Origin of the sequence: Flavobacterium nitrogenifigens (assembly GCF_003254565.1) — a bacterium.
Lineage (GTDB): Bacteria > Bacteroidota > Bacteroidia > Flavobacteriales > Flavobacteriaceae > Flavobacterium > Flavobacterium nitrogenifigens.
Genome location: NZ_QJRI01000174.1, coordinates 141,015 through 155,618 on the forward strand (window position 1 = coordinate 141,015; position 14,604 = coordinate 155,618).

Here is a 14,604-nt window from a genome sequence, read left to right on the forward strand (position 1 = left end):
CGCAGTATTCAGTTTTATTCTGAGGCTGGAAACTGCGACTGAAAACTTTAAACTCAAAAATATGCTTGCAAACCTAAACTTCAACAGAAACTCACCGTTTTCATTTATCGAATACGGATTTCAGGCGTACTACGCTTATGTGTTTTTGATGGTTTGGACGCATCCAGAATTACACCCGGTTAGTCTTATAAATGACTTGGCAGTTTTGATGGCTTTTGAGTTTATAATGGTTCACTCCGGAGTTTTTATGGCGGTTATGCCAAAAAAGTGGTCGCTTTTTGTGTTTTTCCCGCTCTATGGATTATTTGCCTATTCTTTTAATGAATCAGTAGTTAATACTAACATTTTGTATATTTATCTTCTGACGGTTCTAAACAGAATGAGATTTGCTTTTTCAAATGTAGCGCCAGAAGTCAGAGTATATCAAATGGGAAAATCTGCGGCCAAAGCGGTTTTCTACTTTTTCCTAATCCTAGCGGTTTGCATTGGAAATTCTATAATCCCTCCATTCGGATTGACAAATGAGTTTTTAGAAAAATCACATTATTTCCAAACCGTTAAATCGAGTGGATTATTTATAGAAAAGCCTTATGTGCCTATCTGTATGGGATTTATTTATTATGCTTTGCCTGTTTTATATTTTGTTTATCGAATAATAAAAGGATTTGGAAAAAAGGAATTTTCTCAACCTGGAAAGTTAATGTTCAGCCGAACAACTGTCAAATCGAATAAATTCTAATTTATGTTGAATAAAGGTTTACGAGACGAAGAATCTATTAGAATAGAGAATACTCTACGAACTTTGCATGCATTAATTTTTGTCCCAAAGTTTTGGAATGCTGAAGATACAAGTCTTATTGATGAACAATTGAAAAGTTTTGGCTTAAGCCTACAAAGAACAGTTGAAATTCCAGAAGAGGAATTAATTCTGCTTTTACAACGATGCCATTTAGACTGGAATCAGCAAGAACAATTTGCTGATATTTTAATGGGCCTTTCTGCCGAGAAACAATTTGACTTTCTAGGAAAAGCCCTCGCAATATATCAATACATCCAACAAGAAAGCAAAGTTTTTTCTTTCGGAATAAATTCGAAAATTTCATCAATTAAAAACAAATAAAATGAGTTTTACAGATTGGAAAACAGACCGAATCGATGCTATTCTTCCCGAAGAATTCTACAAACTGATTGATAAAAATAAAACTCACATAGGAAAGACATTTCCTGTCACTCTTGCCAATTCAGATTCTCCTGAAAAAGCTCAAAATTTCATATCGCTAAGCGTCGATAAAGAGAGAAACAAAGACGGTTTTCATTTTTATGCCCGAGATGTTAAAACCAACGATTTGATTGGTTATTTGTGTGTGAAAACGATCGATTATCGCATTTCTAAATGTGAATTCGGATATTTTATTGATGAAGATTATCAAGGAAAAGGAATTACCTCAAAAATGGTTTCTGATGCCCTTGATTTTTGTTTCAATGAATTGGAGCTTAATAAAGTTTTCATCTGTACATCAGAAGTTAATTTGGCAAGTCAGCGAATTGCATTAAAACATAATTTTAAACAAGAAGGAATTTTAAGAGACGAATTTAGAAATGGTGACGGCACTTTGCAAAACTCTGTTTATTTCGGACTTCTTAAATCGGAATATATTAAACCATGAAAGACAAATTTTACGCATACATACAAAATTTACAAGACCAGATCTGCGCTGGATTAGAAGCTGTTGATGGAACTGCAAAATTCCGTGAAGATTTATGGAAACGTCCAGAAGGCGGTGGCGGAAGAACTCGCGTTATTGAAAACGGAACGGTTTTCGAAAAAGGCGGTGTCAACATTTCGGCTGTTCACGGAAAACTTCCTGAAACGATGCAAAAAATGTTTGGCGTTGGCGAAGCAGATTTCTTCGCTTGCGGATTAAGCTTAGTGATTCACCCGAAAAACCCAATGGTTCCTACCGTGCATGCCAATTGGCGATATTTCGAAATGTATGACGAAAAAGGAAATGTGATCGAACAATGGTTTGGCGGCGGACAGGATTTAACGCCTTATTATTTATTTGAAGAAGATGCAATTCACTTTCATCAAACGTGTAAAACAGCTTGCGATAAACACAACCCTGAGTTTTATCCAAAATACAAAAAACAATGTGATTCGTATTTTTGGAACGCACACCGAAATGAAGCCCGTGGACTTGGCGGTTTATTCTTTGATTATTGCAAAGCAAATGATCAAATGTCAATGGAAAATTGGTACAACTTTGTAACCGAAGTGGGTAATAGTTTCCTTGAAGCGTATGTGCCAATTGCAGAAAAAAGAAAAAATCTTCCTTATACTCCAGAACAAAGAACTTGGCAAGAAATCCGTCGTGGTCGTTATGTTGAGTTTAACTTGGTTCACGATAAAGGAACTTTATTCGGTTTAAAAACTAACGGAAGAATCGAAAGTATTTTGATGAGTTTGCCTCCGCATGTTCAATGGGTGTACGATCATCATCCAGAAGTTGGAAGCGAAGAAGAAAAATTGATCGATGTATTGGCAAATCCGCGTGAGTGGATTTCGTAACCTAAAATTTAATTAACACATAGAAACATAGATTTAAAGACCTATCTTAGAGGTGATTTTAGAAAATTGTATTTTTTCACATAGCTAGATGTGTGGATTATTTAAATTAAACGTCTTTTCAAATTATCTAAAACTATGTTTCTATGCGTTTAGCACTAATTTACGCCACATTCTTTATCAACATTTTTGGATGTTTTGCCCAAAATGATTCCCTGCAAAACCCATATTTTAAATCATACAATGATAAAATTACTGCCAGTATTTATTATTTAGATACTTCCAATAGTTTTCAGATTGCTTCAGATAATACCGATACGAAAACATATGTAAATCTAATTCCGAATCGAAGAGAACAAATAGGTTTTACATTAAACTACAAAATCATTGATATTACAATTGGTTTTGCTCCCAAATTTTTAAGTCAGAACAAAGGTGATTCTCATTCCAAAAACTTTAATTTCAACACACGTTTTTATTTAAAAAAATGGATGCAATCGTTCACTTTTATCAATCAAAAAGGATTTTATATTAGTGATGACAATATTATTGCTCAGTTGCCTCGTATGCGTACGACAAAAATTGGCGGATCGACTTCTTACGTTTTCAATGAAAAATTCTCTTTTAGAACATTGGTAAGTCAAAATGAATGGCAGACCAAAAGTTCTGGTAGTTTTATCCCGACTTTCTCGTTTTATTACACCAATTTAGACCTAAACACTCCCGACTCGTCTCCTGGAGATATTTATGTTATAACGCTGGCGCCCTCCTATTTTTACAATTTCGTAATCAGTGATCGGATTTTAATTGGTGCCGGACTTGCTTTGGGAGGCGGACTTAATATTATTGATAAAGAAACCTCCGCTTTATATCAGGCCGACTTCAATTTGAAACTGGCTTATAACAAAGATCGTTTTTTTGGTTTTGCAAGTCTTAACACAATAGGTTTTGCACAAGATGATAAAGTCGATCCGCGATTGAATGATAATATTTCTACTCTAAAATTGTCTATTGGTTACCGATTTGACCCTCCGAAAAAAGTAAAAGAAGTTTACGATAAGGTCAATGAAAAAATCGGACTGTAGGAAATCTTAATCTGAAATAAACCGCAAGCACAATAAAAATGCTTAAATTACAGAGATTTATGAAAAACTAAAATTCATTATTATGGGAAATAGGAACACAGAACAATTAAATCTCATGCAATTTGGAAAAGGATTTATCGCAGCACTTGACCAAAGCGGTGGCAGCACGCCAAAAGCATTATCGCAATATGGCGTTGAAGAAAATCAATATTCAAATGATGAAGAAATGTACACTCTAGTACATGAAATGAGAACTAGAATTATTAAAAGTCCTGCTTTTGACAGCCAATACATTCTCGGTGCTATTTTGTTCGAAAATACAATGGATCGCAAAATAGACGGACAATGGACAGCAGATTATTTATGGGAGAAAAAACATATTATTCCGTTCTTGAAAGTAGACAAAGGACTTGCAGATCTTGCAAATGGCGTACAACTAATGAAACCCATTTCTGGCTTAAATGAATTGTTAGATCGGGCTGTAGACCGCAATATCTTTGGAACTAAAATGCGTTCTGTCGTTAAAGAAGCTAATCCTAAAGGGATACGTGATGTCGTTGCTCAGCAATTTGAAATAGGAAAACAAATTTTCAGCAAAGGTTTAATCCCAATTATAGAACCCGAAGTTGATATTTACAGTCCTGATAAAGAAAAATCGGAAGAGATTCTGAAAGAAGAAATTCAAAAACAGCTTCATTTATTGGATAAAGAGGTAAAAGTAATGCTGAAACTTTCAATTCCGACTGTAAGCGATTTTTACAAAGATCTTATTTCTGATCCTCATGTAGTTCGTGTCGTAGCACTTTCTGGCGGATACTCTCGTGAAGAAGCAAATCAAAAGCTCTCACAAAACCACGGATTGATTGCCAGTTTTTCACGGGCATTGTCTGAGGGACTTACCGCTGGTCAATCTGATGAAGATTTTAATGCTGAATTAAAAGAAACCATCAAAGGTATTTATCTGGCTTCAATTACTTAGCAAACCGAGATAACCAAACGTTCCTACGGAACGTAAATAAATGGTGCCGTCAATTTTTTTCTACCGATGAAACATTCCTACGGAATGAATTATTATTAAATAAAAAAAATCCCTGAAACAGTATTGCTCAGGGATTTTCTTTTTCAATTATTTAGAAGTCATTTCTTCTGCCAGATCTAATGTCTGTAGAATAATGTTCTTATCAGACTTAAAAGAGTTTAGTTTAAAAACAAATTTCAATTTATTGTCAATTAGCTTTTTTGCAGATTCTATAGAAATATCTGAAAACTGAGATGAAATTTTAGTCATTCGATCCAATTCTGAATCTTTTGCATTTTTTCCAAATGTTTTCACCGTTTGCGCAATATCCAATTTTCCAGAAATGTAATTTTTGCTCAAGTCTTTCTTAGCATCTTTGGCAAAAGAACCTTTTCCTGTTGCAAAATAATCTCTCGTATTGGCAACAATTACTACATCTTTCTCTTTCATTATAAAAATATCGCCATACTCTTGCGTGCCAGCAATCATGTATGAATTTCCATTTGGAATCAATACTTTTTTGCGAACTCCCAATTGCAGTAATTTATCTCCAAATGTTGGATGCGTAGAAGTAAAAATCACAGAAAACAGCGGAATATCTTTTTTCACTTTTTCTTCGGTTATTTTTTCTTCATAATTCTCATCATAATCATACTTTTTGGTCATTACCTCAACTTCTTTCGTATCGTATAAAAAAGCGCTTAAATCACCATCAAAAAGCTTTGCTGTTGCTTCCTCGTCAACAATTGTAGAAATAAGATCCGTGATGAGTGTAATATCTTCTTTCGCGAATTTTGGATTCTGAAATAATTCAGACATCAATGATGGAAAATTTTCAAGTGCTGCTTTTGTATTGGCATGATATGAAATGTATCCTAGAGGTTTTTCTGCTGGAAAATAATTAAAGATATTTTTGTTGATTTTTCTATCACTAATTTTGCTTACAACAGCAGCAATTTCTGGAGCATATTCAACCACCTCTTCAATTCGCGAATTATCATTATCAAAATAAAAATCCAGATTAATGCCTTTTATAAAATTCCCAAAATTCTTTTGCATTGGCAAGTATTTATCATAACCGCCAAATAGCGCTAGAGGATAATTATACAACGAATAAAAACTAGACATCAATCCGCTGTAATTTACCCAAGACGAAATATCTGCTGAAGCATTTATTTTTGAAAAACTTGGCGCTGTAAAACCATTTTCAAATAAGCCTTTTATAATTTCCCTTTGCTGTTCTGCCAGTTTTTTATCAAACTCTGCTTGTTCAGCTGTATATTCTTCATAAGGATTTCCATCATACAGATAATCTTGTTCCGTCGTTTCTGCTGATCCGGCTGGCACATCAGCTACCATTGGTTCATCACGCACTATAGAAGGTTCTGCTATTTTTGGAGGATTTGGTGCTTCTTCTACTCCGTATACTTTCGGTGTATCTACAATTACCGTTTCTTCATACGCCTCTGAAATTCCTATCGAATCATTTAAAACTGGTGGCCCATCAGGAGAAGCATAAAATTTATTAGGAAGTCTTTTTGTCAATTCAAATATGACCAAATAATTATCATTCCATACAAATGATCTTTTTAAACCACTTGGTGTAAAAACAGCATATTTTCCGAATTCTTCAATTGTGCCATTCTTATCATTTGCTCCTTGTTTTTCGATCAGATATTGTCTTACTGCTTCTTTGTTTTTTATCGGAATGGTAACTTGATAAAACGGAACACTATCTAAAAAATTCCCATGAACCGTAATTTTTTGGTCCAATTGAATGATAGAAGTATATTGACGAAGATCAAAATCAGGTTTTTTACTCGTGTACTTCGTAATAATCGGATGATTCAGCACCTCATCTATGCTGACTTTTTTAGAAAGCTGATTTCCGTTAAACTGAACAAAATAATCGTATTTGTCTGAACTAGTCTGTCCAAAAGTAAAATACGTGGCAAATAGAAAAATTAGAGTGTAAAAATGCTTCATAAAATCAAGGCGTTAATTGGATGGTATTATTCATTAAAGTCGATTTCTTAAATACGCTGTACATACTTTGCTTTAAAAAAACCGTTTTTTTATTTTTTGAAATTTTGCTGTTTGCATTATCTACAGCCACAATATCTTTATCAAAACTATAAATGGCGATGATGTTAGCTTCTTCTAGATCTTTCTTTTTCTTTGGGTCATTTACCACTTTTTCAGGAACTGGATAAGATGCAATTCTTTCAAAAGTTTTGCCGCTTCCGCTAAAGTGAATCTGATCACGCTGATTGTTTATCGTATTGACAACAGCATTTAATGCTTTTAGGTTCGTGTAATTAAGTTTGATAATGAAAACGTAATTCTGAAAATCTGTTTTGGTTGTTACATTTGAGATTCCGTCAATTTTTACAGCTTTAGATTTAAAATCTTCCAATTTCTGTGTAATTTCTTGTTCGTTCGGAATTTTAACGCCATCAACTTCTTCCAGCCAAATGGCCGATTTGGTTTTGAACCAAGATTTCGAAAAGTCGATCATCAACGTATATTCGCCACTTTGATCATCGTGATGTTTGATTCTTTCTGTAATCTCAAAACAGCTTGTTAAGAGCAGACAGCAAAATAAAGCGAGAATTTTCTTCATTTTACAAATTTAGATGGAATATTCTGAAAAACCATGCTTTCACTCAAACAATAAAAATCTAAATTTTTAGATAATATTAACGGATTCTACAGCAAGCTAAAAGCCTTATTTTGTTCCTTTTTCTTTAACTTTGCGCCACTCATTAAAAAATGAGATAAACTTCAAAAAATTAAAAAACAACTTCAATTTTAGAATAAGGATTTATCAATCTGTTTTCAAATTCAGGTTAAAATCTGAAATCTAAAATCTAAAATCTAAATTTATATGTTCCCATTACAAAGAGGCAGAAGATTAAGAGTAAATGAATCGATTCGTTCTTTAGTACGCGAAACCAGCTTAAGTCCATCGGATTTTATGTTTCCAATGTTTATTGCTGAAGGCGAAAATGTAAAAGTCGAAATTCCGTCGATGCCTGGAATTTTCAGAAGATCTATAGATTTAACCGTTGAAGAAGTAAAAGAACTTTTTGATTTAGGAATTCGCGCCGTAAATATTTATGTAAAAGTTAGCGAAAATCTAAAAGACAATACTGGAAAAGAAGCTTGGAATCCTGATGGGTTAATGCAGCAGGCTATTCGTGCCATAAAAGCGGCTTGTCCAGAAATGATCGTTATGCCAGATGTGGCTTTGGACCCGTATTCTATTTATGGTCATGACGGAATTATAACAAATGGCGATGTAGAAAACGACAGCACAGTTGATGCTTTAGTAAAAATGGCCGTTTCGCACGCAGAAGCTGGTGCCGATTTTGTTGCTCCAAGCGATATGATGGACGGACGCGTTTTGCGCCTTCGCGAAGGTTTGGATGCGGCAGGATTTCAGAATGTGGGAATCATGAGTTATTCTGCTAAATATGCTTCAGCTTTTTATGGTCCGTTTAGAGATGCTTTAGATTCTGCTCCAAAAGAAGCTGATGTGGTTGTTCCAAAAGACAAAAAAACATACCAAATGGATTATGCGAATCGTATCGAAGCAATCAAAGAAGCGTTGTCTGATGTGGAAGAAGGTGCAGACATGGTAATGGTAAAACCAGGAATTGCTTATTTGGATATTGTTCGCGAAATAAAAAATACTGTACATGTTCCTGTAACCGTTTATCAGGTTTCTGGAGAATATGCTATGATTAAAGCGGCATCTGAAAGAGGATGGCTTGATCATGATAAAATTATGATGGAACAATTAATGTGCATCAAACGTTCGGGCGCTAATCTTATTTCTACTTATTTTGCTAAAGAAGCAGCAATACTTTTAAAGAAATAAAATGAAAAAGATCTTATTTTTATCTGCTGTTTTAGCTTTTGCTTCTTGTAAAAAAGAAACTTCTGAGCCGACAAACGCAGCAACCGAATCTGTTTCTGAAGGCGAATCGGCGAAGGCCAAAAGTCCAGAAGAACTAGGAAAACAAATATTTGAAAGCACAGGAAACTGTTTTGCATGCCATCAGCCCGATCAAAAGGTAGTTGGACCAAGCATTAAGGAAATTGCCAAAATCTACAAAGACAAAAATGGCAACATTGTTACTTTCTTAAAAGGAAATGCAGAACCAATTGTAGATCCAAGTCAGTTTGAAGTTATGAAAACCAATTTTGCCATAACTCAAGCAATGTCTGATGAAGAATTAAAAGCAATTGAAGCTTACATCTACAGTAATTTAAAATAATTACAAGATGTTCCGTAGGAACATTTTGTCGGTAGAAAATTATGTTATTAACCATTTACGTTCTGTAGGAACGTTTGATATGCTGGATGGTTAAAATTTACGTCAAAATCACACGTTTCTACGGAACGTAAAAAATGGGTCGTCAATATTTTTTCTACCGATGAAATGTTCCTACGGAACATCGTTTGATTATCTAAACATAGTAAAGCAAAAAAGGCGGTTCCGAATATCGGAACCGCCTTTTTTATCATTAAAATATATTACCAGATTTTAACTCGTTTTTCTGGTTCAACATACATTTTATCGCCTTTCTTAATATCGAAAGCTTTGTAGAAAGCATCAACATTCTGAATTGGCACATAAGCTCTGTACATTCCAGGAGAGTGCGGATCTGTTTTTACTTGATTTTTGATTGCTTCATCTCTAGATTTTGTTCTCCAAACTGTAGCCCAAGAAATAAAGAAACGCTGTTCTGGCGTAAATCCGTCAATTAAACCTGGATTTCCGTGTTGTTTCAAATACAATTGCAAACCGTCAAATGCAGCATTAATTCCGCCTAAATCTCCAATATTTTCACCTAACGTAAAATGACCATCAACATGAATGCCTGGCAATGGCTCAAGAGCACTATATTGATTTGCTAAGTCGTTTCCTAAAGTTGTAAATTGTTTCAAATCATCTTCTGTCCACCAATCCACTAAATTTCCTTCAGCATTATAGCGTGCACCAGAATCATCAAATCCGTGAGAGATCTCATGTCCAATTACGGCACCAATTCCACCATAATTAACTGCTTCGTCAGCTTGATAATTGTAGAAAGGCGGCTGTAAGATCGCAGCTGGAAATACAATTTCGTTGTAAGATGGATTATAATACGCATTTACAGTTTGCGGAGACATATGCCATTCTGTTTTATCAACTGGTTTAGACAATTTCTCTACGCTTTTCTTAAATCTCCATAACGCTAAGCTTTTAGAATTCTCAAAATAGCTTCCTCCTTCTGCAATGCTTTTAATTTCTAAAGCCGAGTAATCTTTCCATTTATCAGGATATCCAACTTTAATAGTTATTTTATTCAGCTTTTCGATTGCTTTTGCCTTAGTATCTTTAGACATCCAGCTTAAATTGTTTATACGATTTTGGTAAGCCGTAATAACATTATGAATCATATCGATCGCTTTAGTTTTAGCTTCAGCTGGAAAAACTTTTTCTACATAAAGCTTTCCAAGAGCTTCACCAACATTTCCGTTAACGACATTAAGCGCTCTTTCTTCAGCAGGAAGCTGTTTTATTGCCCCTCTTAATGTTTTGCTGTAAAAATCAAAATTAGCATTATCAATTTCGGTTGTCAGTTTACCTGCAGCATTGTTAATCAAATCCCATTTCAGGTATTCTTTCCATTGTGCTACTTTATTTTCCTTGAAAACAGTTTCCAAAGCCGTCATATATTTAGGCTCGTTTACAATTACAGTTTCTAATTTAGTAATTCCTAAACCAGCAAAATATTCATTCCATTTAATGGCTGGAGTTAATTTTTGAAGTTCAGCAATTGTCATCGGATTATATTGCAAACGGCTGTCTCTTCTTTCAACTCTGTTCAATCTCGGTTTTGATAATTCTGTTTCAAGAGCCAAAACCTCAGCTGCGCTTTGTTTTGCTTTTTCTGGAGACTCTCCAATAAACTGAAGCATTCTTGCCACATGCAATTCGTATTTCGCACGTTTTTCTTTAGAATCTTTGTCATCGGAAGTATAATAGTCCTTATCTGGAAGTCCTAATTGGCTTGGGCCTAAATTTACAGAATTTATAGAGCTGTCTTTATCATCAGCTCCGATGTAAATTCCGAAAAATCCAGCATTGCTTTCTTTTTCCATTTCAACCAAATATTTCTGAACATCAGCAATACTTTTAATTGCATCGATTTTTTTCAGATATGGTTTTAAAGGTTCAATTCCTTTCTTATTTCTTCCGATAGAATCTAAGTAAGTATTAAATAAGTTAACCGCTTTTCCCTGATCTGTATTCGATTTATATTTCGGATTTTTAGAAGCTTCTTTTAAAACCGCCATCACATCTTTGTCGGTTCTTTTAATTAGTTCATTAAAACTCCCCCATGTCGTACGATCGCTCGGAATTTCTGTTTTTTCCAGCCAAGTGCCGTTTACATATTTGAAAAAATCCTGACTTGGGCTGATTTTCGTATCCATGTAAGATACATTAATACCTGGCTCTTTTGGCGCTGTTTGAGCTTGAGCTGCAGTTATGGCAAACATTGCAGATATCACACCAAACACAGGTTTAGCAAATTGTTTTTTCATAAAAAATTATAGTTTAAGGGAAAATACAAACATATTGTTATTATTTTAAAAATTGTGTTAAAATTCTAACTGTACAGTCAAAAAGACAGATAAATTTCACAAATAGAACTTAAACATTGAGGTATATGTCTACAGATACTGGTAAAAGTTACAAAAGGCTGTTAAAAAAATAATCCAGTAAAGTTTTTAGAATCTGCTTTTTGTATTTTTGCGCCAAATTATTTTTATGAAATCGCTTTTATATAAATACCGCAAATTCTTCATTGTATTAATAGTGTTTTCGGTTGTTACGATATCTTTGTTTTATTCTGCACTGAAACCTAAAAAGACACTTCCGATTTACAATCCCGCTGATGTAAATCCTGAATTGGTTGACAGTACAGTCCAATATAAAAGCAAATACCACACCATTGCCGATTTTTCTTTCATCAACCAAAATGGCGATACCATTACCCAGAAAAATTATGAAGGAAAGATCTATGTTGCCGATTTCTTCTTCACAACCTGCGGATCGATTTGCCCGAAAATGTCAACCAATTTAGTTGATGTTCAAAAAGCGGTTTTAAATAATCCGAAAGTAATGCTGCTTTCGCATACTGTTTTTCCAGAAGTTGATAGTGTTTCTGTTTTAAAAGCCTACGCTATTAAATATGGCGTTGTAGACAGTAAATGGAATCTGGTTACAGGCGATAAAAAAGAAATCTACAAAATGGCCAGAAAATCTTATTTGGCAGTAAAAATGGGAAGACCAGATCAGCTATATGATATGGTGCATACCGAGAATTTTGTTTTGGTTGATCAAAAGCGTCGCGTTAGAGGTTTTTATGACGGAACAAACAAAGAAGACGTAAAACGCCTTTTGGAAGACATCGAATTCCTATCTCAGGAGTAAAATCCCTTATTTTTAGAAACTTTTAGCATTTGTGGAAGTGTTAAATGCCTTGAAATAAAGAATAATTGCCTACTTTTGCAATCTAAATTCAATCTAAATAAGCTTGCAAAATACAATACACACTCTGAAAAAAGGCGAAAAAGCCATTATCAAAGATTTTGATATCGATCTTGTTCCACTAAAATTATTAGAAATGGGTTGTCTCCCTGGCAGCTTAGTTGAATTATTGCAAGTTGCTCCTTTTGGCGATCCGTTATATTTAGACATTAATGGTTCTCATGTTGCAATACGCATTGAAACAGCTCGTGAAATTGAAGTTGAACTTATCAAAACCAATTTGTAATGAGTGTTCAAAATATCAATGTTGCCCTTATCGGGAATCCAAATACTGGAAAAACCTCTGTTTTTAATCAATTAACAGGCCTTAACCAGCAAGTTGGAAATTACCCTGGAATTACGGTTGAGAAAAAAATGGGCTTTTGCAAGCTGCCTAATAATGTTAAAGCCAATATTCTAGATTTACCAGGAACATATAGTTTGAATGCCAGTTCGATGGACGAGAGTGTAGTAATCGAACTTTTATTAAACAAAAACGATAAATTATACCCAGATGTAGCAGTTGTCGTAACAGATGTCGAAAATCTGAAACGAAATTTACTGATTTACACACAGATAAAAGATCTTGAAATCCCGACGATTTTGGTCATCAACATGTCTGACCGTATGGCGCGCAAAGGAATTTCTTTGGACATTCCGTATTTAGAAGAAAAACTAAAAACGAAAATTGCTTTAGTAAGTTCGCGAAAAGGCTTAGGAATTGAAGAATTAAAAGAACTAATTGTTTCTCATAAAACAATTCCACACGAACCATGCTTAAATGCTTCTGTAATTGACCCTGAATATTTTGCAAAATTGCAAAAGGCATTTCCAAATCAATTGATGTACAAATTGTGGCTGGTAATAACGCAAGATGTCAATTTCTTGAATTTAGACCGAAACGAAATCCGAAGCACTTTTACCAAATCACATTCAGAGTTAAAGCGCTTACAGCAAAAAGAGACCATCAAAAGATATCAGTTCATCAATGATGTTTTAAAAGAAGGCTTAAAGATTGATGCTTCGATGGCAAAAGACGTTCGTGCCAAATTAGATCGAGTTTTAACGCATAAGGTTTTTGGTTACGTTATTTTCTTTGCCATTTTATTTTTGATTTTCCAATCAATTTTCAGCTGGTCCACTATTCCTATGGATTTCATTGACAGCACTTTTGCTTCTTTAAGCAGCTGGGTTGCGGCAGAATTGCCAAGCGGTATTTTGACCGATTTGCTTTCGCAGGGAATTATTCCAGGAATTGGCGGCGTAATTATTTTTATTCCGCAGATTGCGTTCTTGTTTTTGTTCATTTCTATTTTGGAAGAAAGCGGTTATATGAGTCGTGTCGTATTCTTGATGGATAAAATCATGCGCCGATTTGGGCTTTCAGGAAAAAGTGTTGTGCCTTTAATTTCAGGAACTGCCTGCGCGATTCCAGCAATTATGGCAACAAGAAATATCGAAAACTGGAAAGAACGTCTTATTACGATCTTAGTAACGCCATTCACGACTTGTTCGGCAAGATTACCTGTTTATGCGATTATCATTTCGCTTGTCATTCCAAGCAAACGTATTTTTGGAGTTTTAAATCTTCAAGGATTAACCCTTATGTCTCTTTATGTTTTAGGGTTTTTCATGGCCATTTTATCAGCTTACGTTTTGAATAAAGTTTTAAAACTGCAATCAAAAACGTATTTTGTTGTTGAAATGCCAAGTTATAAAATGCCACTTTTGAAAAATGTTGGAATCAATGTGGTAGAAAAAACAAAAGCCTTCGTTGTTGGCGCAGGTAAAATCATCTTGGCAATATCGGTTATTTTATGGTTCTTGGCTTCTTACGGTCCAGGAAAAGAATTTAATGAAGCCGAAACAATCGTCAAAGAAAGATTTGCCAACACAACTCTAGATGAAACACAATTTGAAAATGAAGTTAATTCTCAAAAACTAGAAAATTCGTATATAGGTTTAATGGGAAGAACAATTGAGCCTGTAATTCAGCCTTTAGGTTACGATTGGAAAATCGGAATCGCGTTAATCAGTTCTTTTGCTGCCCGCGAAGTTTTCGTTGGAACATTGGCAACCATTTATAGTGTTGGAGATACAGATAACGAATCGACCATAAAAAGCAAAATGCAGGCAGAAGTTCGTCCAGATACCGGAAAGAAAGTATTTGACTTTGCCACCGGAATTTCGTTGCTACTGTTTTATGCTTTTGCAATGCAATGCGCCAGTACATTGGCGATTACAAAAAAAGAAACCAATTCATGGAAATGGCCAGCAATGCAGTTAGTCTTCATGAGCGGTCTAGCTTATTTAACCGCATTAATTGCGTATCAACTTTTAAAATAA

The 14,604-nt window shown here is 34.6% G+C and carries 14 protein-coding genes; 11 read left to right on the plus strand and 3 right to left on the minus strand.

Annotated elements, in window-relative coordinates; genetic code table 11:
* The first annotated feature begins 61 nt into the window (after positions 1 to 61).
* From DM397_RS11700 to DM397_RS11725, 6 genes are all read left to right on the plus strand, one after another.
* A complete protein-coding gene (locus DM397_RS11700; protein ID WP_111377709.1) occupies positions 62 to 739 on the plus strand; it encodes a hypothetical protein in 678 nt (225 codons plus the stop codon).
* Positions 740 to 742: 3 nt separating this feature from the next.
* Complete coding sequence (locus DM397_RS11705; RefSeq protein ID WP_111377710.1) at positions 743 to 1,120, plus strand: hypothetical protein; 378 nt, start codon at positions 743 to 745, stop codon at positions 1,118 to 1,120.
* Position 1,121: 1 nt separating this feature from the next.
* Entirely contained in the window at positions 1,122 to 1,667 is a 546-nt protein-coding gene (locus DM397_RS11710) for a GNAT family N-acetyltransferase (protein WP_111377711.1), read from the plus strand.
* The gene (gene hemF, locus DM397_RS11715) at positions 1,664 to 2,569 is read left to right on the plus strand and encodes an oxygen-dependent coproporphyrinogen oxidase (protein WP_111377712.1); all 906 of its coding nucleotides are present in this window, start codon (positions 1,664 to 1,666) and stop codon (positions 2,567 to 2,569) included. Before DM397_RS11710 ends, hemF begins: the two co-directional genes overlap by 4 nt.
* 143 nt (positions 2,570 to 2,712) lie before the next feature.
* Complete coding sequence (locus tag DM397_RS11720; RefSeq protein ID WP_111377713.1) at positions 2,713 to 3,651, plus strand: DUF4421 family protein; 939 nt, start codon at positions 2,713 to 2,715, stop codon at positions 3,649 to 3,651.
* 82 nt (positions 3,652 to 3,733) lie between these two features.
* Positions 3,734 to 4,630 carry a fructose bisphosphate aldolase gene (locus tag DM397_RS11725; RefSeq protein WP_111377714.1) on the plus strand — a complete coding sequence of 299 codons (897 nt, stop codon included), beginning with the start codon at positions 3,734 to 3,736 and terminating at the stop codon, positions 4,628 to 4,630.
* Positions 4,631 to 4,777: 147 nt separating this feature from the next.
* Here DM397_RS11725 and DM397_RS11730 read toward each other — a convergent pair whose 3' ends face one another.
* Together DM397_RS11730 and DM397_RS11735 are read right to left on the minus strand one after the other, a co-directional pair.
* On the minus strand, positions 4,778 to 6,655 hold the full coding sequence (locus tag DM397_RS11730; RefSeq protein ID WP_111377715.1) for a hypothetical protein: 1,878 nt from the start codon (positions 6,653 to 6,655) through the stop codon (positions 4,778 to 4,780).
* A gap of 4 nt (positions 6,656 to 6,659) precedes the next feature.
* Entirely contained in the window at positions 6,660 to 7,292 is a 633-nt protein-coding gene (locus DM397_RS11735) for a hypothetical protein (protein ID WP_111377716.1), read from the minus strand.
* 264 nt (positions 7,293 to 7,556) lie between these two features.
* Between DM397_RS11735 and hemB the strand changes: the two genes are divergently transcribed.
* Both hemB and DM397_RS11745 read left to right on the plus strand, forming a co-directional pair.
* Positions 7,557 to 8,552 carry a porphobilinogen synthase gene (gene hemB, locus DM397_RS11740; RefSeq protein WP_111377717.1) on the plus strand — a complete coding sequence of 332 codons (996 nt, stop codon included), beginning with the start codon at positions 7,557 to 7,559 and terminating at the stop codon, positions 8,550 to 8,552.
* 1 nt (position 8,553) lies between these two features.
* A complete protein-coding gene (locus DM397_RS11745; RefSeq protein WP_111377718.1) occupies positions 8,554 to 8,952 on the plus strand; it encodes a c-type cytochrome in 399 nt (132 codons plus the stop codon).
* Positions 8,953 to 9,212: 260 nt separating this feature from the next.
* Here DM397_RS11745 and DM397_RS11750 read toward each other — a convergent pair whose 3' ends face one another.
* Positions 9,213 to 11,270, minus strand: a complete 2,058-nt coding sequence (locus DM397_RS11750; protein ID WP_111377719.1) for a M13 family metallopeptidase — start codon at positions 11,268 to 11,270, stop codon at positions 9,213 to 9,215.
* A gap of 226 nt (positions 11,271 to 11,496) precedes the next feature.
* Between DM397_RS11750 and DM397_RS11755 the strand changes: the two genes are divergently transcribed.
* The 3 genes from DM397_RS11755 (at position 11,497) to feoB (ending at position 14,604) form a co-directional block, all read left to right on the plus strand.
* Complete coding sequence (locus DM397_RS11755) at positions 11,497 to 12,162, plus strand: SCO family protein (RefSeq protein WP_111377720.1); 666 nt, start codon at positions 11,497 to 11,499, stop codon at positions 12,160 to 12,162.
* A gap of 103 nt (positions 12,163 to 12,265) precedes the next feature.
* Positions 12,266 to 12,505, plus strand: a complete 240-nt coding sequence (locus DM397_RS11760) for a FeoA family protein (protein WP_111368256.1) — start codon at positions 12,266 to 12,268, stop codon at positions 12,503 to 12,505.
* Positions 12,505 to 14,604 carry a ferrous iron transport protein B gene (gene feoB, locus DM397_RS11765; RefSeq protein WP_111377721.1) on the plus strand — a complete coding sequence of 700 codons (2,100 nt, stop codon included), beginning with the start codon at positions 12,505 to 12,507 and terminating at the stop codon, positions 14,602 to 14,604. The genes DM397_RS11760 and feoB overlap by 1 nt, the downstream gene beginning before the upstream one ends.

Bases quoted from the DNA above. Each gene is read 5' to 3' on its own strand.
- DM397_RS11705 (WP_111377710.1), top strand. From the start codon at position 743: ATGTTGAATAAAGGTTTACGAGACGAAGAATCTATTAGAATAGAGAAT.
- DM397_RS11710 (WP_111377711.1), top strand. From the start codon at position 1,122: ATGAGTTTTACAGATTGGAAAACAGACCGAATCGATGCTATTCTTCCC.
- hemB (WP_111377717.1), top strand. From the start codon at position 7,557: ATGTTCCCATTACAAAGAGGCAGAAGATTAAGAGTAAATGAATCGATT.
- DM397_RS11735 (WP_111377716.1), bottom strand. From the start codon at position 7,292: ATGAAGAAAATTCTCGCTTTATTTTGCTGTCTGCTCTTAACAAGCTGT.
- DM397_RS11755 (WP_111377720.1), top strand. From the start codon at position 11,497: ATGAAATCGCTTTTATATAAATACCGCAAATTCTTCATTGTATTAATA.
- DM397_RS11720 (WP_111377713.1), top strand. From the start codon at position 2,713: ATGCGTTTAGCACTAATTTACGCCACATTCTTTATCAACATTTTTGGA.
- hemF (WP_111377712.1), top strand. From the start codon at position 1,664: ATGAAAGACAAATTTTACGCATACATACAAAATTTACAAGACCAGATC.
- DM397_RS11750 (WP_111377719.1), bottom strand. From the start codon at position 11,270: ATGAAAAAACAATTTGCTAAACCTGTGTTTGGTGTGATATCTGCAATG.
- DM397_RS11700 (WP_111377709.1), top strand. From the start codon at position 62: ATGCTTGCAAACCTAAACTTCAACAGAAACTCACCGTTTTCATTTATC.
- DM397_RS11745 (WP_111377718.1), top strand. From the start codon at position 8,554: ATGAAAAAGATCTTATTTTTATCTGCTGTTTTAGCTTTTGCTTCTTGT.
- feoB (WP_111377721.1), top strand. From the start codon at position 12,505: ATGAGTGTTCAAAATATCAATGTTGCCCTTATCGGGAATCCAAATACT.
- DM397_RS11725 (WP_111377714.1), top strand. From the start codon at position 3,734: ATGGGAAATAGGAACACAGAACAATTAAATCTCATGCAATTTGGAAAA.
- DM397_RS11730 (WP_111377715.1), bottom strand. From the start codon at position 6,655: ATGAAGCATTTTTACACTCTAATTTTTCTATTTGCCACGTATTTTACT.